Below are 15,470 nucleotides of genomic sequence, written 5' to 3'. Positions count from 1 at the left end.
AATTGTTCGGATTTACTGGGGATTTTTATTTCAGTGCCGAATTATGTCTCGGCCACGTTTTTGCTATCTATATACAATTTTCGCGACACATATGGTTACGACTGCAAGAAATCTGCTGCGGTCAGCGCCATCTTGATTGAGGTCACCGATTTGCCGTCCAGTTCCAGGTCATCTGGAATGGTGCCAACATCCTTGAACCCGACTTTGTGGTACACGTGGATGGCGCGCTGGTTGAACTCGAAGGCGTCCAGCGTGAGGGTGTTAAGGCCGAGGGCGAGGAAGGCGTAGGGCAGAATCAGGGCGAAAGTCGCCTGACCCGCGCCGTGTTCGGTGGCGTCGTCGGCAATCAGGATGCGCAAATTGCAGCTATTATTTTCGGCGTCGTACAAGTTGAGCACGACTTCGCCAATCAGCGTGCCATTTTGCACAATCGCCAGGTCGAGGCGGTCGTTCTGGTCGCTGCGGGTGGCGTACCATGTGCGAATGCGGGCGGTATCCGCCGTATTGGCCGGGAAGGTTTCGGCGGGCGCAGGTGTGTGGTCACTGCTGCCGGTATACAGACTGACGAGCGGCTGGGCCAAGATGTCCAGCATGCGATCCGCGTTGTCTGCGGTGAACGGGCGCAATTGCACGGTGCGGTCGGGGCTGGTGAGCGTGGGTTTGAATTTGAAATTCGGCATTAAATTATCCTCGGGTTCTGCTATGATGTACTCAAATCATAAGCCATTACGCGGGTTTACGCGACTAAATTCGCGCTTGAGTTACCACATTCGCGGCGATTCAAGGACTGCTTGATAGGCAAAAATGGCTGCGCAGTACATAATGCATTTGTTAGCTAACCACAACAGCGCAATTGCGCACCAGGAGGCAGACACATGCACACATATTCATTAATTGCACCATGGCCACAGTGCCAGCAGCGACGCACTTATTCGGAGCGGGTTGGTTTGCGCTACGAAATCATTAATCAACCACGACCCGCAACATTACGATATTAATCACACCAGCGGAGGAAATCACTATGTACGTATTGGATACCCAGAAAATTGGTCGCAAAATTTCGACGGCCCGCAAAGCAAAGAACATGACGCAGCTCGCCCTCGCGGATCAGCTTGGTGTGAGTTACCAGGAAATCAGCAACTGGGAGCGCGGCCAGTCTGCCCCCGACATCGACAAGCTGCCCGACCTGGCGCAGGCGCTCGATTTGTCCCTCAATGACCTGTTTGATATGCCGGACGCGGAAAAAAAGGTGGTCACGATTCGCCAAGAGGATGCCCCGGTGGACGCGGAGACGTTGACCGAATTCGCACCGATGATTAAGCCGGACACCCTCAGCAAGAAGGTCCGCGTTGATGCGGAGGACTTCAGCGTTGACGACGTGCGGGCCATCGCGCCGTTTATCGGGGAAGACACGCTGGCCGCGCTCATGCACGAGCACGAAAACGACGCACACTTCGGCGAGCTCGTTGTGAGTGCCGCCCCGTTTTTGAGCAGCGAGTACCTGGACCAGCAGGTGGATGCCTTGCTCGCATCGGGGACTGACATCGACAACAAGACCGCGCGGCGGCTGCTGCCGTTCATCGGTAAGGCCAAGGTTGATGCACTGCTTGCCCGGCTGGCCGCGCGGGGGGATATCGATGATGACGAGCTCGTGCACTACTTCCCGTTTGCCAGTGCCGCGGCGCTCGGCGCAGTGGTCAGCGAACGCGAACACGACATGACCTTTGTCAGCAAGGCCGCCCCGTTTTTGCCGACCGAACGGATTGACGCGATGTTCAAGCAGGCCGCAGCTAATGAAGATGTGAGCCTGAAGGACCTGCAGCGTCTGGTCCCCTTCGTTTCCAGTGACGTACTGAAGAATACGGTGGTCGAACTGATTAACAGCGGTGACCACGAGTACAAGCTGCACGACTTGATGGGGTTGTTGCCGTTCTTGGGTGACGATGATATTTTGAGTTTAATTCGTAAGTAAGTTGCAAGTCGCTAATGCCAGTTAAAGTGGGCATTAGCGGCTTTTTGTCTGTTGGGCATTGCACAATCTCGGCGCGAGCGCGAAAATATGAATTAATCGATATGAAGAAGGAACAAATATTATGAAACCAATCATCGCCATTGTCGGTAACCAGTACGAATATGCGGAGGAAGTCTTCCACCACCATCCCGCAACCTACGTGCCCCAGTTTTACGTGGACGCAGTAGTTGCTGCGGGCGGGATGCCGGTTATTCTGCCGCTGACCGACCGGGATTCAGTTCCGGAATACGTGGCACAGTTCGACGGGTTCTTGCTCACGGGCGGCCAGGGTGTGTCGCCGTTCTTGTACGGCAAGGAACCCCAGCCGCTGATGGGGATGACGCTGCTCAAGCGCGATCAGTTCGAAATTGCGTTGGTTAAGGCGGTGCAGCAGACCGCTAAGCCGCTACTTGGTGTGTGCCGCGGGGAGCAGGTCCTGAACGTGGCGCTGGGGGGCACGTTGCACCAGGACATTGCCTACGTACCAGGGGACCACATCAAGCACATGCAGGTACCAACACCGGACACGCAGGTGAGCCATTACGTGGATGCCGCTGCGGGCAGCTTTCTGGCGGCGGAATTCGGCCCGCACTTCCTGGTGAACTCGCTTCACTCCCAGGAAGTGGCGGACGTGGCGCCCGGCCTCGAGGTGATTGCTCGGGCCAGCGACGGCATCATCGAGGCGGTGCAGTCAACCGATGCGGCGCACCGCTTTGTGGGCGTGCAGTGGCACCCGGAAATGCTGGTGCAGGATAACCCCGAACAGCTGGCCATTTTCGCCCGGCTCGTCGAATTGGCGGGGAAGCGTGGCTAAGGCGGTTAGCCGGCAGCCGGGCCACCGCGGGCGCGGGATTCTTTACGCCACGGTCGGCAGCATGTTCTGGGGCTTTTCCGGCGCCGCGGCACAGTTTGCGTTCGGCGATTTGCACCTGAATCCGCTGTGGCTGGTTGGGGTGCGGCTTTTCGGCGCGGGCATTTTGCTGCTCGGCTGGTTTGCAGTTGAAAAACCGCATGCGGTCTTCACGCTTTGGCGCAGTCCGCGGCGGGCGTTGCTCCTGGTGGTTTTTGCCATCCTCGGCATGATTCCGTCGCAATTAACGTACTTCATGGCGATTCAATACGGGAACGCGGCAACGGCGACCGTACTGCAGTTCACCGGCCCGCTGTTCATCGTCGTCTACCTGTGCCTAGCACAACACGAATTACCGCGCCGCATTGACGTAATCGCCATCGCCTTGGCAGTGGTGGGTACGGTACTGGTGGTGACGCACGGACACTTAACGGGTCTGGCCTTGGCACCACTGGCCGTTATCTGGGGCCTCGCCGCGGGGGTTAGTCAGGCGAGCTACACGTTGTTGCCGCGGACGCTGCTGGCGGAATTTGATGCACGGGTTGTGGTCGGCTGGGCGATGCTCGTGGGCAGCGTCCTGTTTTGGCCAACGCTGATTCAGACCGGGCTGCCGGCGTTGCCCCCGCGCGGTTGGCTCACAATTTTATTTATCGTTCTGGTGGGAACCATGTTCGCGTATCTGCTGTATCTGAAGAGCTTAAATGACATTGATGCGACGACGACGGGGATGCTCAGTGCGTTTGAACCGCTGACGGCCACGATTGCGACGGTGGTGCTGCTCGGTACCCGTATCGGACTGGCGGAAATCATCGGGGGCGTGCTTATTTTGGGGACGGTGTTCCTGCAAGCCATGCCACTGCGGCGGCAGGCGCGCAAATTAAGGCAGTAAAAATAACGACCACGTCCAGCTCATTATGAGTTGGGCGTGGTCGTTTTCAATTAATCGATGGTGACGCCGCACAACGTAATCGTGTTGCGCCCGTGGTTCTTGGAGTCGTACAGGTACTTATCGGCGCGGTTGTAGACGTCCAGATAATTCTGGTCGTCATAGCGGGAGTGGTCTTCGCCGAGCGAGATGGTGATGCTGAAGGTTTCGCCCTTCGCGGTGGTGAAATGCAGCTTGGCCATTTCGTCCTTAATCAGGCGGGCGAACTGGGCGGAGCGGTCGAAGTCGACGGTGATGTCAAACAGCATGAAGGTGAACTCCTCGCCCCCGGTGCGGTAGGTTTTGACGGTGTAGTCGGTATTCGCGGTGATTTCATCGAGCCGCCGCGCCACCGTTTCGAGGACGGTGTTGCCAACCAGGTGGCCGTAGCGGTCGTTGATGCGCTTGAAGTGGTCAATGTCGAAGGTGAATAGCGCGATTTTGGCCCCCGTCAGCAGCATGTCCTGATACGCTTTGTTGAGGTCAGCGTCGAACATGCGGAAGTTGTGCAGGCGGGTGAGGTCGTCGATTTGGCCCTCACGCACCAGCCGCACTTCACGCACTTTCCGGTTGACGAGCATGCGGTGCAGGGCGCCGAGACAGGCAATAGTGGCGAATAAGGTGCCGAATTGCCAGAGCAGCCCGACGTCAATGTTCTTGATGGAGATCCAGTTGGCGTACATCAGAGGCGCAATGAACACCAGCGTATACGGCGCATAATAGTACCAGTGATCACCAAGCGGGGTCCAGAAACGGTTGCCTAGCGCCATCGTGATAATGGTGAGGGCAGCAATTGGCGGCCACATACTGAGCGGGACGTCGGCGAGGAAGTGGTACCACAGCGTCATCAAGATGATGAGACTCCACAGCAGACGCCGGTTACGGCCAGAAAGCAGGGCGTACACCATTGCGGCTGCTTGGAAGTTCAGGTAGTTCCACCCGTAGCCGACCGGCGTCACTGCCTCGGCGCGGCCCCAGACGGAGGCGAAGTGGAAGATGATGAGCACCGTCCACAATGCGGCAATCTGTAGCCACGGCCGCCAACGCACGACGAACTTATCTTCTGAGTGCCCCTGCTGTAGCCAAGTATATAACACGCCAAAAGCGACGATGACCGCCATGTTGGTGATGAAGGTGGTGATGCGTAGTCCCCAAACTACCATGATTGCACTTCTCCTCGCGAACTGATTCTATTTTGAAAGTGTACCACAAAATAACGTTGGGCGGAAAGCGATAACATTTTTGCCATTTGAATGAAAAATGCAAACAGATTGACAGGGATGTGGATGTCAAAATGGGTCGAATTCCGAGCAAGAGTTCGACCCATTTTATCCTTATCCTGTATTTGTTGATGGCACAATCATGTAATACCTGTTGGTACCATGTTTACCGCAGCATAATTCCCCGCACGGTAATCGCGTTGCGGCCCTTATTCTTCGAGTTGTACAGGTACTTATCGGCGCGGTTGTAGACGTCCAGGTAGTTCTGATCTTCAGCCAGCGCGCGGTCTTGGCCCATTGAGATGGTGATACTGAATGTCTCGCCGTCGTCCGTTGTGAACTGCAGCTTCTCCAGTTCGTTCTTCACCATCCGTGCAATGCTGACGGCGGTGGCGAAGTTTTCCTGAATATCGTTCAGGATGAAGGTGAATTCCTCGCCGCCTGTCCGGTAGCAGCGGGTGTCGTAGGGCAGAAAATCGCCGAGCTCCGCCAGCCGTTTAGCCACTGCGTGCAACACGTCGTTGCCGACCAGGTGGCCGTATTCATCGTTAATGCGCTTGAAGTGGTCGATGTCGAACGTGTACAGGGCGAACACCGTGCCGTTTTCCTGCAGCTGCGCGTATTCGGCCTGCAAGTCGTCGTCGAACACGCGGAAGTTGTTCAGTTGCGTGAGTTCGTCAATGGTGGCCTCAGTGACAAGCATGGCCTGGCGTTCACGGCTCTTACGCATTTGCCGCTGCACAATCAGGATGATGGAAGTCAAGATGGCGTAGTTCGCCAGCAGCCATGGCCAGCCGTAATCGACCGTTTTAAGCGAAAACAGGTTGGCGATATAAAATGGCAGGGCGAACAGGTAGCAGAACGGGTAGTAAATGTAGGCGTGGGCGAGGATTTTGTCGCTGTACCGGTACAGAAGCCACATCGTGATGACGGTGCCGAGTTCAATGGGCAGCCACCTGGTGACGCGCGGCATCCACCAGTACCAAATCGTGAGCAGCACCAGCAGGCTGTAGACGACATGGCGCGGCGGCCGGTCGAAGAGGGCGAAGATGATGACGACGACTTGGAAGTTCATGTAGTTCCAGCCGAAGCCAGTCGGATTCTTGGCGTCCGCCATGCTGAGCACTGAGGCGAAGTGGAAGAGAATCAGGACGGCCCACGAAAGCGCACCTAAGAGGACGGGCCGGTAACGCACCAGCACGTCTTGTTTATTATTGAGCAACCAGGTGTACAAAAAGGCATACGCAACGAGTACCGCACTGTTAGTGATAAATGTGGTAATCCGAATTCCCCAAGTAATCATGGTGCTCCCCCTGGTGGTGTGACCCGGCTCACATGGGACCCATTCACACCACAACGATCAATCATTACTATATTTATAGTACCGCATATTGGAAACGGTTTAAATAGGCCGGTTAACTTAGGCTTTAGTGAATGTGATTTGGGTTGCAAACGCGCTACCCAAAAACAAAACCGCCACGCAGATGTGCGTGGCGGTCAATTATTTATCTGAAAATGACGCCGCGGACGGTGATGGCGTCCCGGCCGTTGTTCTTCGAGCTGTACAGGTACTGATCGGCCCGGTTGTAGATGTCGAGGTAGTTCTTGTCCTCAATCGTAGCGCGATCCTGGCCCAGCGAGATGGTGATGTGAATGGTGTCGTTATCGAAGGTGAAGTCGAGCTTGTTGATTTCACGCCTTATTTCCCGGGAAATCTCCTTCGCCCGCGACATGCTTTCGACGACGTCAAAGAGCAAGAGGCTGAACTCTTCGCCCCCGGTGCGGTACACCCGGGCGTCGTACTCGAGGTTGCCCTTTATTTCCAGCAACCGCTGGGCCACGGCTTTGAGCACCTCGTTGCCGGCGAGGTGGCCGTAATTGTCGTTGATGCGCTTGAAGTGGTCGATATCGAACGTGTAGAGCGAGTACAGTTCGTTGTGGTCAACGTAGCGGTCGTACGCGTCGTGCAGATCGGCATCGAAGCTACGGAAGTTGGCCAGCTGGGTTAGATCATCGATCGTGGCGTCGTGGACCAGCTCCTGTTCGTGTTCGGAGTGGCGGGTCAGACGGCGGTTAACTTCCCACATGGTGGCCAGAAGCAGCAGCATTGTGATGATTTGCCATGGCCAGCCGACGTCAATCCCGCCCAAACCGGCGTAGTTAGTGATGAAAAACGGGGTGGCGAGGAGGAAACCAACGACGATGAAACGCAGGCCGTGGGTGGCAAAAGCACGGGCAAAGCGCTGAATGGCCCAGAACAGGACGAGTGTTGCCACCATCAGCGGAATCCAACCGGTAAAGGGCGGCATCCAGATGAACCAAATGCCGACGGTGATGATGAGCCACGTCAGCATGGACCTGGTGCGCGTTGACAATAGAGCGTAGTAGACGGTCACAATCTGGAAGTTGAGGAACGTCCAGCCATAACCGACCGGATTCTGCATGTTCTTGATGCTAAGAATGGAGGAGGTGTGGAAGAACAGGAGGAAAACGATGGTGACGACAATCAGCAGTGGTTGCCGAATGCGGTCCAGCCGTTCCACCTTGTCCGTGGTTTGGAGCCAGTCATATAGATAAATGAATGCTAGCAGCACGATGAAGTTCGTTAGGAACGTCGTCACGCGCAATCCGATTTCAGCCATGTTATTCCACCTCCCCATTTGCAGAATTTATCGGTCATTATTATAGCATATCCGGCCTATGTAAAATGAGGTCTAGACGAACTTTTAGGCTCATTTTTGCATGAAAACGCCGTTATTCTAAACTTGGTTACAGAAAACCCCGCCATCGCTGACGGGGCCTTTGTGTATTGGTATAGGGCAATTCAGAATTTGTTAGCTAAAGTGTTATTCTTCGGATAGACCAGCAGCGTTACGGGCCTGACTGTGTGCCCGGACGAAGTGGACGGCAAGCCCGAATGCGAGGCCGACCACTGCGGGTACCAGCCAACCGAGACCCATGCTGGCAAATGGCAGGTAGGCGCTCTGGAAATCAGCAACGGCCTTGCCGAATGCACTGGCAGAAACCACGGGCGGGAAGGAGACGACCATGTCCATCAGTGCGGGCAGGGTGGTGAAACCAATCGCAAAGGCGTAGACAACGCGGTCGTAGTTGAACAGCCGTCCAGTGACCGAGAGCACGATGAGTACCATGGAGAATGGGTACAGGAACATCAGCATCGGGGTGGACCACTGGATGATGGTGTCGAGGCCGAAGTTGGCGGTGGCGAAGGACGCGAAGCTCATGAAGGCCAGCCATTGTTTGTAGGACACGCGGGAGAAATGCTTGTGGAAGTCCTGGGCGAACGCGGCGATGAGGCCGATTGCCGTGGTCAAGCAGGTGATGGTGATCAGGACGGCCAGGAATGCGTGCCCGGCAGCGCCGAGGTAGTGGGTGACAACCTGGTTGAAGGCCACCCCACCGTCTGCGGAGAGCTTGAACTTACTGAGTGACATTGCACCCAGGACGATGAGGGCCAGGTAGACGACTCCGATGAGGCTGGTTGCCAGCACCCCGGATTTGGCGGTAACGGAGGCAATCTGACTGTCTTTTTTCAGCCCAAAGCCGCGGACGGCGGTAACCACGGTGACCCCAAAAGCGAGGCCGGCGAGTGCGTCCATCGTGTTGTAGCCTTGTAGAAACCCGTTCATGAAGCTGGCGTGCTGGTAATCAGCGGTGGCTGCAGCGGTCATCGCGTTGCCCATGGGGTGCAGGAAGCCAACGAAGAAGACGATGGCCAGCAGCGTGAGGAACAATGGGTTGAGCACCTTCCCGATGGCGGCCGTGATTTTGCTTTCCTTATAGGAGAACAGGAAGGCGGCGAGGAAGAACAGGGCGGAGAAAACGAGTAGGCCCACGTGCTGCATGTTCTTGCTCAACATCGGGGCAACGCCGACCGTGAACGGCACAGTTGCCGTCCGTGGCGTGCCGAAGAGGGGACCGATGGTGGCGTGGATCAACACCATGAAGGTCAAAGCAAACCAGGCGCCGAGGGGCTTACCGACATCGTAGACCCCTTCTGCGTGCGTCATCGCGATGGCGAGCACGGCCAGCAGGGGCAGGACAACAGCGGTGACGAGAAAACCCAGTGCGGCGGGTACCCAGTGGCCCCCAGCCAGCTGGCCAAGGTGCAGGGGGAAGATGAGGTTGCCGGCCCCGAAGAACAGGCCGAAGAGCATTGAAGCAACGATGAGGTAGTTCTTGGTGCCGAATTTATGTGTGGATGTGTCCATGAAAATTACTCCTAAATGATGTGGGCACACCGCATGCGCTTATGTGCGTTGGTTGCCGGCGTGCGGTGCGTCGAATGTCTGTGTCTGAGTCATAATGTTAATAATGCCGTCGTCCATGACGAACCACCTCTTTCTGGAAATATGTTTATTAGTGCGTATGTGGGCCACGAGGGCAGTGGTGCGAATATGTGGTGGAGCTATGTGTGCCGCGCGGGCTATGTCTAGTTCTATGTGGTGGTGCTGTGCTGCTTATGTTGTATGTGTCCGGCAAGTGCCGGGATGGAACAATATGTGGAATAGGCAATTGGCCAAAAAGAAAACGCCCTTGAACAGTTGTCAAACTTTGACAATTGTTCAAGGGCGTCTTAACGCGGTACCACCTTGGGGCGCCAGTGCATCACTACACTGACCTTAATACGTACGGCCAGCGCAATAGACGTACACCGGCGATACGTTGGCACGATAATGGGTGCCCCCCATGATGCGTTACTCGCCTTTGGAGACTTTTGGCATCCGCTCGAAAGGGATCTTCGTCGTGGTCGTTCCTGCTGCCTCACACCTAACGCAGCTCGCTGAAGGTTGAACCTGACTACTGTTCTTTCTCGTCGCAATTACTTATTGGTTATTAGTTTATGAGCTTTGTCTGTGGATGTCAACGGTAAAATCTAATTTTGTGGGGTAAATTTTGACCGCTGCGGTAAAACAACGCGAATTATCCCCGGTTGTGCGGACAAAACCGGCAAAAAACAGTCCGTTCAGGGTCGAATCGGCATGATCCACGCCACGCAGCAAATTTTGACGCTCATTTTACCGGCGGATGGATTTTGGTGGTCGAAAGAATCATTCTCTTTCTTTAACCGCGCCCTCATTTTCACACAAACTACCTCTGTGCGTGACGAATCATGAAAAAAGTTTTGTAAATTTCGTCACTTAGGTCTAGCTGCAACAAACGCAACATATCAGCATGCACAATGATATTTGCTGTGATTGGTCTACGTCAACAACCGGCTTTCCGCCACAAAAAATGACAAAAAAGGTTGACGAACATTAAGAATTGCATTAAGCTAGCTTCATCAATTAAGTTTTTGAAAGGAGATACACATCATGATTAAACCAAATTCAAACCAAGCAGCTGTATCCCCAATCCAAAACCTTGCCTTGTTGTTGTGCACGAAGGACCCGACGATTTAGCCGTTTGCTAAAATCAGTTGAGCCCTTGTTCGTGTTTGGCAATGAGGGCTCAGGAATGTGCGAGTGAGGCCTCATTGAATAGTCAATGAGGCCTTTTCTTATGCATGGGCCTCGGTTAGAAGAGGAGGATACAGGTTATGCGATTGTGATTCATGGTTATGTAGTACCCATACCTGTAACAACACATAATGCACCACCACAGGGTTAGCCCTGACACATATTATTTTAGTTAATAGCAATCTTAAAAGAGATGTCACTGCAGTGTGACAAGAGGAGAAATACTTATGAAGAAGTTCAAAACAATCACAACCGCATTCGCCGGCATGGCCGCAATGATGATGATGGCAGGCTGTTCTACTGCCGCGAACAGCTCCAAGAAGGGCAACACCGCCACGGGCAACACCGTGAAGATCGGGGTGAACATGGAACTTTCCGGCGCCGTTGCCGGTTATGGGGAGCAGCAGAAGCAGGGGATTGAACTGGCTGTGAGCCAGATCAACGCCAAGGGCGGCATCAAGGTCGACGGTAAGAAGTACAAGATCAAGGCCATCTACCGCGATAACAAGTCCACCACGAGCGGTTCCGCATCCGTTGCGGCCCAGCTGGTTAACAACGACAAGGTGCAGGCAGTTGTCGGCCCCGCAACGACCAACGACTCCACCGCGGCAATTCCTAACGTGACCAAGGCGAACGTTGCCTCCGTTTCCCCATCCGCGACGGACGACAGCTACACGCTCGACAAGAACGGCAAGGTCCAGAAGTACGTCTTCCGCTCATGCTTCGACAACTCCTATCAGGGTCAGACCGCAGCTAAGTTTGTCACTAACACACTGAAGGGCAAGAAGGTTGCCGTCATCGCCGACAACTCTTCTGACTACGGGACTGGGCTGGCCAAGGCGTTCAAGAAGGAATTCAAGGGCACCATTGTTTCCACCCAGTACTTCCAGGAAGGCGACAAGGACTTCAACGCAATGCTGACGGCCATCAAGAACAAGGGCTTCGACGCTATCTACGCACCTGGTTACTACTCTGAAATCGGTCTGATCGTCAAGCAGGCCCGTCAGATGGGTATCAAGACGCCAATTATCGGCTCTGACGGGATGGCTGATCCTAAGCTGGCCAAGATTGCCGGCAGCGACAACGCCAACGACATCTACTACACCACGCCATTCTCCACGAAGAGTGCGGAAACCGACAAGACGGTGCAGGCATTCATGGACGCATTCAAGTCTAAGTTCGGCACCGAAGCACCTACCTTCTCCGCCCTTGCATACGACTCTGTCTACATGGTTAAGGCCGCAATCGAAAAGGCTAAGTCTGTGAACTCCGAAGACATTGCCGTGGCGATGGCTAAGATTAAGGACATGAAGGGTGCAACCGGGACCATGTCCGTTGACGCTAAGCACAACCCAACCAAGCCAATCGCCATCGAACAGATGAACAACGGCGTGGTTGAAAAGGCGATTACGGTTAAGTAGTCATTCAATATTTGCCACTCCCCGCTGCTGTTTCAGGCAACCCAGCAGGCGGATTGGCAACCGAAAACGGCGGGCCCAGCGGCGCACCGTTTTCGTGTTTATGGTAAATGCCGAATTTACCGCAGTCGGGAGTGGCTCGTAACCACTTCCTACTATATAGAAGCGCAGACAGTACCGGCGCAGATTAACGCGGCGGTACATGGAGGGATAGATTTGCACACGTTTATGCAGCAACTCATCAATGGCCTGTCGCTGGGGAGTGTCTATGCACTGCTCGCGCTGGGTTACACGATGGTCTACGGGGTCATCAAGCTGATTAACTTCGCCCACGGGGACGTCTACATGCTCGGAGCCTTCTGGGGTTACTATGTGATTCGCTTCTGGCACGTGAACTTCTTCATCGCGCTCGTTTCGGCGATGGTGCTCACGGCGGTCTGCGGGGTGGTTATCGAATTCCTCGCTTACCGGCCATTGCGGCACGCACCCCGGATTACCGCGCTGATTACGGCCATTGGGGTTTCGTACTTCCTCGAAAACATCATGTCCTACTTCTTCGGGGCCAGCGCGCGGAACTTCCCGCAAGCCATCAAGGTGCACAGCTACCACATCGCAGGTATCAGTATTTCGAACGTGCAGGTGCTCATCCTGGTCGTTTCGATTGTGCTGATGATTGCCCTGCAGCTAATCATTAAGCAGACGAAGATGGGCAAGGCGATGCGCGCCGTCGCCGTTGATCCGGACGCCGCAGAACTGATGGGGATTAACCCGAATCATGTGATCAGCTTCACCTTCGCGATTGGGTCCGCCCTTGCCGGTGCTGGTGGGGTACTGATTGGGCTATACTACAACTCCATCGACCCACTGATGGGGATGGTTCCCGGGATTAAAGCGTTCGTCGCCGCCGTCGTTGGGGGCATCGGTTCCATTCCGGGCGCGTCCATCGGGGGCTTCCTCATCGGGATTCTCGAAACGATGGTGCAAGCAATCGGCCTGTCCGCCTACAAGGACGCCGCGGTGTACATTGTGCTGATTATCATCCTGCTGGTGCTGCCATCCGGGATTTTCGGCAAGCGCACCAAGGAAAAGGTCTAGGGAGGAATCAACAATCATGCGGAATATTAAAGCAAATATCATTTGGTTCCTTATCATGGCCGGCGGGTTCGTAGCCATCGACGCCCTCGAATTCAGCGGCATTGTGAACACGTTCGTGGAAAATGCTTTCGTTACCGTGGGGATTAACATTATCCTCGCGATGGGGCTGAACCTCATCATTGGCTTCACCGGCCAGTTCTCCCTGGGGCACGCCGGCTTCATGGCCATTGGGGCTTACGCAACGGCCATCATGACCCAGAATATGGATAGCCCCATTGGTTTTTGGCTCTCCATTGCCGTGGGGATGATGATTGCCATCATCGCGGCCATCATCATCGGGGTGCCTACACTGCGCCTGCGCGGTGATTATCTCGCGATTGCCACGATGGGGGCGTCCGAAATCATCCGGGTGCTGATTAACAACCTCAAGATTACCAACGGACCGGCGGGGATGTTCAACATTCCCCAGTACGCGACCTGGCCCGTGGTCTACGTCGTGATGTGCATCGTCATCATCATGATTGCCAACTTCGTCCACAGTCGGGCCGGCCGTGCCGTGATGTCCGTCCGTGAAGACGACATTGCCGCTGAAGCAATGGGCATCAATACCACCAAGTGGAAGCTGGCGGCCTTTGTCTTCGGCGCTGCGACCGCTGCGGTAGGGGGCTCACTGCACGCGTCCTACATCCAGACGATTTCGCCCAGTGAATTCGGGATTATGAATTCGATTGCCATCCTAATCATCGTGGTTCTTGGTGGTGCCGGCAGTATGACGGGGACGGTCGTGGCGGCGGTCGTGCTCGGAATTATCGACACCGTGCTGCAGAACTTCGGCACCCTACGCATGGTGATTTACGCCCTCGCCCTGATTCTCCTGATGGTCTTCAAGCCGGGTGGTCTGCTCGGCCGTTGGGAACTGTCCTTTAAGAATGTTGGGCTGAAGGCACACGGTAAGAAAAAGAAGGGAGCCCAGGCAGAATGAGCCATTTACTCGAAGTAGAACATGTCACCCAGCAATTCGGCGGGCTCAAGGCGGTTTCCGACGTGTCCATGACCATCGATCAGGGCGAACTCATCGCCCTGATTGGGCCGAACGGGGCCGGGAAGACGACGCTGTTCAACATGTTAACGGGGGTGAACGCCCCGACGAGCGGCACCATCACGTTTCACGCGTTCGGCGGACCCATCAAGGTTAACGGCAAGCGTGCCGACCAGGTGGCCGCGGCCGGGATGAGCCGGACGTTCCAGAACATCCGCCTGTTCTCCGAGCTGTCTGTGCTCGATAACGTGCGGATTGCGATGACGCACCGTACGCGTGAGAACTTCTTTGAAACCATGCTGCGGCTGCCTTCCTTCTATAATAAGGAAAAGTCGATTCGCACCGAAGCCGAAACGCTCCTGCGCGACTTTGGGCTTGATACCATCAGTGATAACATCGCTGGTGAGCTGCCATACGGTGAGCAGCGGCGGGTTGAGATTGTCCGCGCGCTGGCAACCCACCCCGCACTGCTGTTCCTCGACGAACCGGCAGCGGGAATGAACCCAGAGGAAACGGCGGCGTTGACCGAGCTGATCAAGAAAATCCGGGCGGACTATAACGTGACGGTCATCCTGATTGAACACGACATGTCCCTGGTCATGAGTTTGGCCCAGCGGATTTACGTTCTCGATCACGGCAGCCTGATTGCGGAAGGCACGCCGGCAGAGATTCGCGCGAATGCGGAAGTGGTTGCGGCATACTTGGGAGGTGAAGCTGTTGCTGAAGGTTAGTAATCTGAACGTGAACTATGGCGGGATTCAAGCCGTGCGTGACGTCAGCTTTGAAGTGCACACGGGTGAAATCGTGACGCTGATTGGTGCGAACGGGGCCGGTAAGTCGACCATCCTGAAGACCATCTCCGGCATCATGCACCCCAAGTCCGGCACGATTAATTATGCGGACAAAGACATCCAGAACGCATCGGCGGCAGCCATCGTGAAGGCCGGCATCTCGCAGGTGCCAGAAGGACGGCACATCTTTGCGGGGATGACCGTGATGGAGAACCTCGAGATGGGTGGTTTCATCCACAAGCGGGGGACGGACATGTCCGCGACCTTCGCGGACATTTTCGAACGCTTCCCCGTGCTGGCGGAACGTAAGCGTCAAGACGCGGCGACTTTGTCCGGTGGTGAGCAGCAGATGCTCGCCATGGCGCGGGCACTAATGGCCAAGCCCAAGCTCTTGCTCCTGGACGAGCCATCAATGGGTTTGGCGCCGATTTATATCCAGAAGATTTTCGACATCATCAAGACCATCAACGACCAGGGCACGACCGTCCTGTTGATTGAACAAAACGCGAAGCAAGCCCTAAGCATTGCCGACCGGGCGTACGTCCTGGCCAGTGGTGAGGTCAAGCTGACCGGAACGGGCGCGGAACTGCTGGCGAACGCCGACGTGCAGTCAGCGTACCTCGGCGGATAATCTTTAGCAG

General features: G+C 55.3%; 13 protein-coding genes. 8 read left to right on the top strand and 5 right to left on the bottom strand.

Going from position 1 to position 15,470, the window contains the following annotated elements:
- Positions 1 to 95 precede the first annotated feature (95 nt).
- On the bottom strand, positions 96 to 680 hold the full coding sequence (locus FC18_RS01880) for a GNAT family N-acetyltransferase (protein WP_054678979.1): 585 nt from the start codon (positions 678 to 680) through the stop codon (positions 96 to 98).
- Between the two features lie 341 nt (positions 681 to 1,021).
- On the opposite strand from FC18_RS01880, the gene FC18_RS01875 reads away from it, so the two are divergent.
- The 3 genes from FC18_RS01875 (at position 1,022) to FC18_RS01865 (ending at position 3,750) form a co-directional block, all read left to right on the top strand.
- Positions 1,022 to 1,972 carry a helix-turn-helix domain-containing protein gene (locus tag FC18_RS01875; protein WP_054678976.1) on the top strand — a complete coding sequence of 317 codons (951 nt, stop codon included), beginning with the start codon at positions 1,022 to 1,024 and terminating at the stop codon, positions 1,970 to 1,972.
- A 121-nt stretch (positions 1,973 to 2,093) separates the two neighbouring features.
- Positions 2,094 to 2,825 carry a gamma-glutamyl-gamma-aminobutyrate hydrolase family protein gene (locus FC18_RS01870; RefSeq protein WP_056975361.1) on the top strand — a complete coding sequence of 244 codons (732 nt, stop codon included), beginning with the start codon at positions 2,094 to 2,096 and terminating at the stop codon, positions 2,823 to 2,825.
- On the top strand, positions 2,818 to 3,750 hold the full coding sequence (locus tag FC18_RS01865; RefSeq protein ID WP_235804200.1) for a DMT family transporter: 933 nt from the start codon (positions 2,818 to 2,820) through the stop codon (positions 3,748 to 3,750). The genes FC18_RS01870 and FC18_RS01865 overlap by 8 nt, the downstream gene beginning before the upstream one ends.
- 50 nt (positions 3,751 to 3,800) lie before the next feature.
- Here FC18_RS01865 and FC18_RS01860 read toward each other — a convergent pair whose 3' ends face one another.
- From FC18_RS01860 to brnQ, 4 genes are all read right to left on the bottom strand, one after another.
- Positions 3,801 to 4,949, bottom strand: a complete 1,149-nt coding sequence (locus tag FC18_RS01860) for a GGDEF domain-containing protein (protein ID WP_054678973.1) — start codon at positions 4,947 to 4,949, stop codon at positions 3,801 to 3,803.
- A 223-nt stretch (positions 4,950 to 5,172) separates the two neighbouring features.
- Entirely contained in the window at positions 5,173 to 6,309 is a 1,137-nt protein-coding gene (locus tag FC18_RS01855; RefSeq protein WP_054678970.1) for a GGDEF domain-containing protein, read from the bottom strand.
- A 202-nt stretch (positions 6,310 to 6,511) separates the two neighbouring features.
- Positions 6,512 to 7,648 carry a GGDEF domain-containing protein gene (locus FC18_RS01850; protein WP_054678968.1) on the bottom strand — a complete coding sequence of 379 codons (1,137 nt, stop codon included), beginning with the start codon at positions 7,646 to 7,648 and terminating at the stop codon, positions 6,512 to 6,514.
- Positions 7,649 to 7,852: 204 nt separating this feature from the next.
- Positions 7,853 to 9,238 (bottom strand): branched-chain amino acid transport system II carrier protein, encoded by a 1,386-nt coding sequence (brnQ, locus tag FC18_RS01845; protein ID WP_056975360.1) that lies wholly within the window; start codon positions 9,236 to 9,238, stop codon positions 7,853 to 7,855.
- A 1,475-nt stretch (positions 9,239 to 10,713) separates the two neighbouring features.
- On the opposite strand from brnQ, the gene FC18_RS01840 reads away from it, so the two are divergent.
- The 5 genes from FC18_RS01840 to FC18_RS01820 all read left to right on the top strand — a co-directional run bounded on the left by FC18_RS01840 (position 10,714) and on the right by FC18_RS01820 (position 15,460).
- Entirely contained in the window at positions 10,714 to 11,907 is a 1,194-nt protein-coding gene (locus tag FC18_RS01840; RefSeq protein ID WP_056975359.1) for an ABC transporter substrate-binding protein, read from the top strand.
- Positions 11,908 to 12,120: 213 nt separating this feature from the next.
- A complete protein-coding gene (locus FC18_RS01835) occupies positions 12,121 to 12,999 on the top strand; it encodes a branched-chain amino acid ABC transporter permease (RefSeq protein WP_054678965.1) in 879 nt (292 codons plus the stop codon).
- Positions 13,000 to 13,015: 16 nt separating this feature from the next.
- Positions 13,016 to 13,981: a branched-chain amino acid ABC transporter permease gene (locus tag FC18_RS01830; protein ID WP_420806077.1), complete on the top strand. Its 966-nt coding sequence runs from the start codon at positions 13,016 to 13,018 to the stop codon at positions 13,979 to 13,981.
- Positions 13,978 to 14,769 (top strand): ABC transporter ATP-binding protein, encoded by a 792-nt coding sequence (locus FC18_RS01825; RefSeq protein WP_056975358.1) that lies wholly within the window; start codon positions 13,978 to 13,980, stop codon positions 14,767 to 14,769. The genes FC18_RS01830 and FC18_RS01825 overlap by 4 nt, the downstream gene beginning before the upstream one ends.
- A complete protein-coding gene (locus FC18_RS01820) occupies positions 14,756 to 15,460 on the top strand; it encodes an ABC transporter ATP-binding protein (protein ID WP_054678959.1) in 705 nt (234 codons plus the stop codon). Before FC18_RS01825 ends, FC18_RS01820 begins: the two co-directional genes overlap by 14 nt.
- Positions 15,461 to 15,470 lie beyond the last annotated feature (10 nt).

The organism is Lacticaseibacillus sharpeae JCM 1186 = DSM 20505, from assembly GCF_001436225.1.
GTDB classification, from domain to species: Bacteria; Bacillota; Bacilli; order Lactobacillales; family Lactobacillaceae; genus Lacticaseibacillus; species Lacticaseibacillus sharpeae.
Note: the sequence above shows the minus strand (reverse complement) of the source record. Positions and strands in the feature narration are given on the sequence as shown.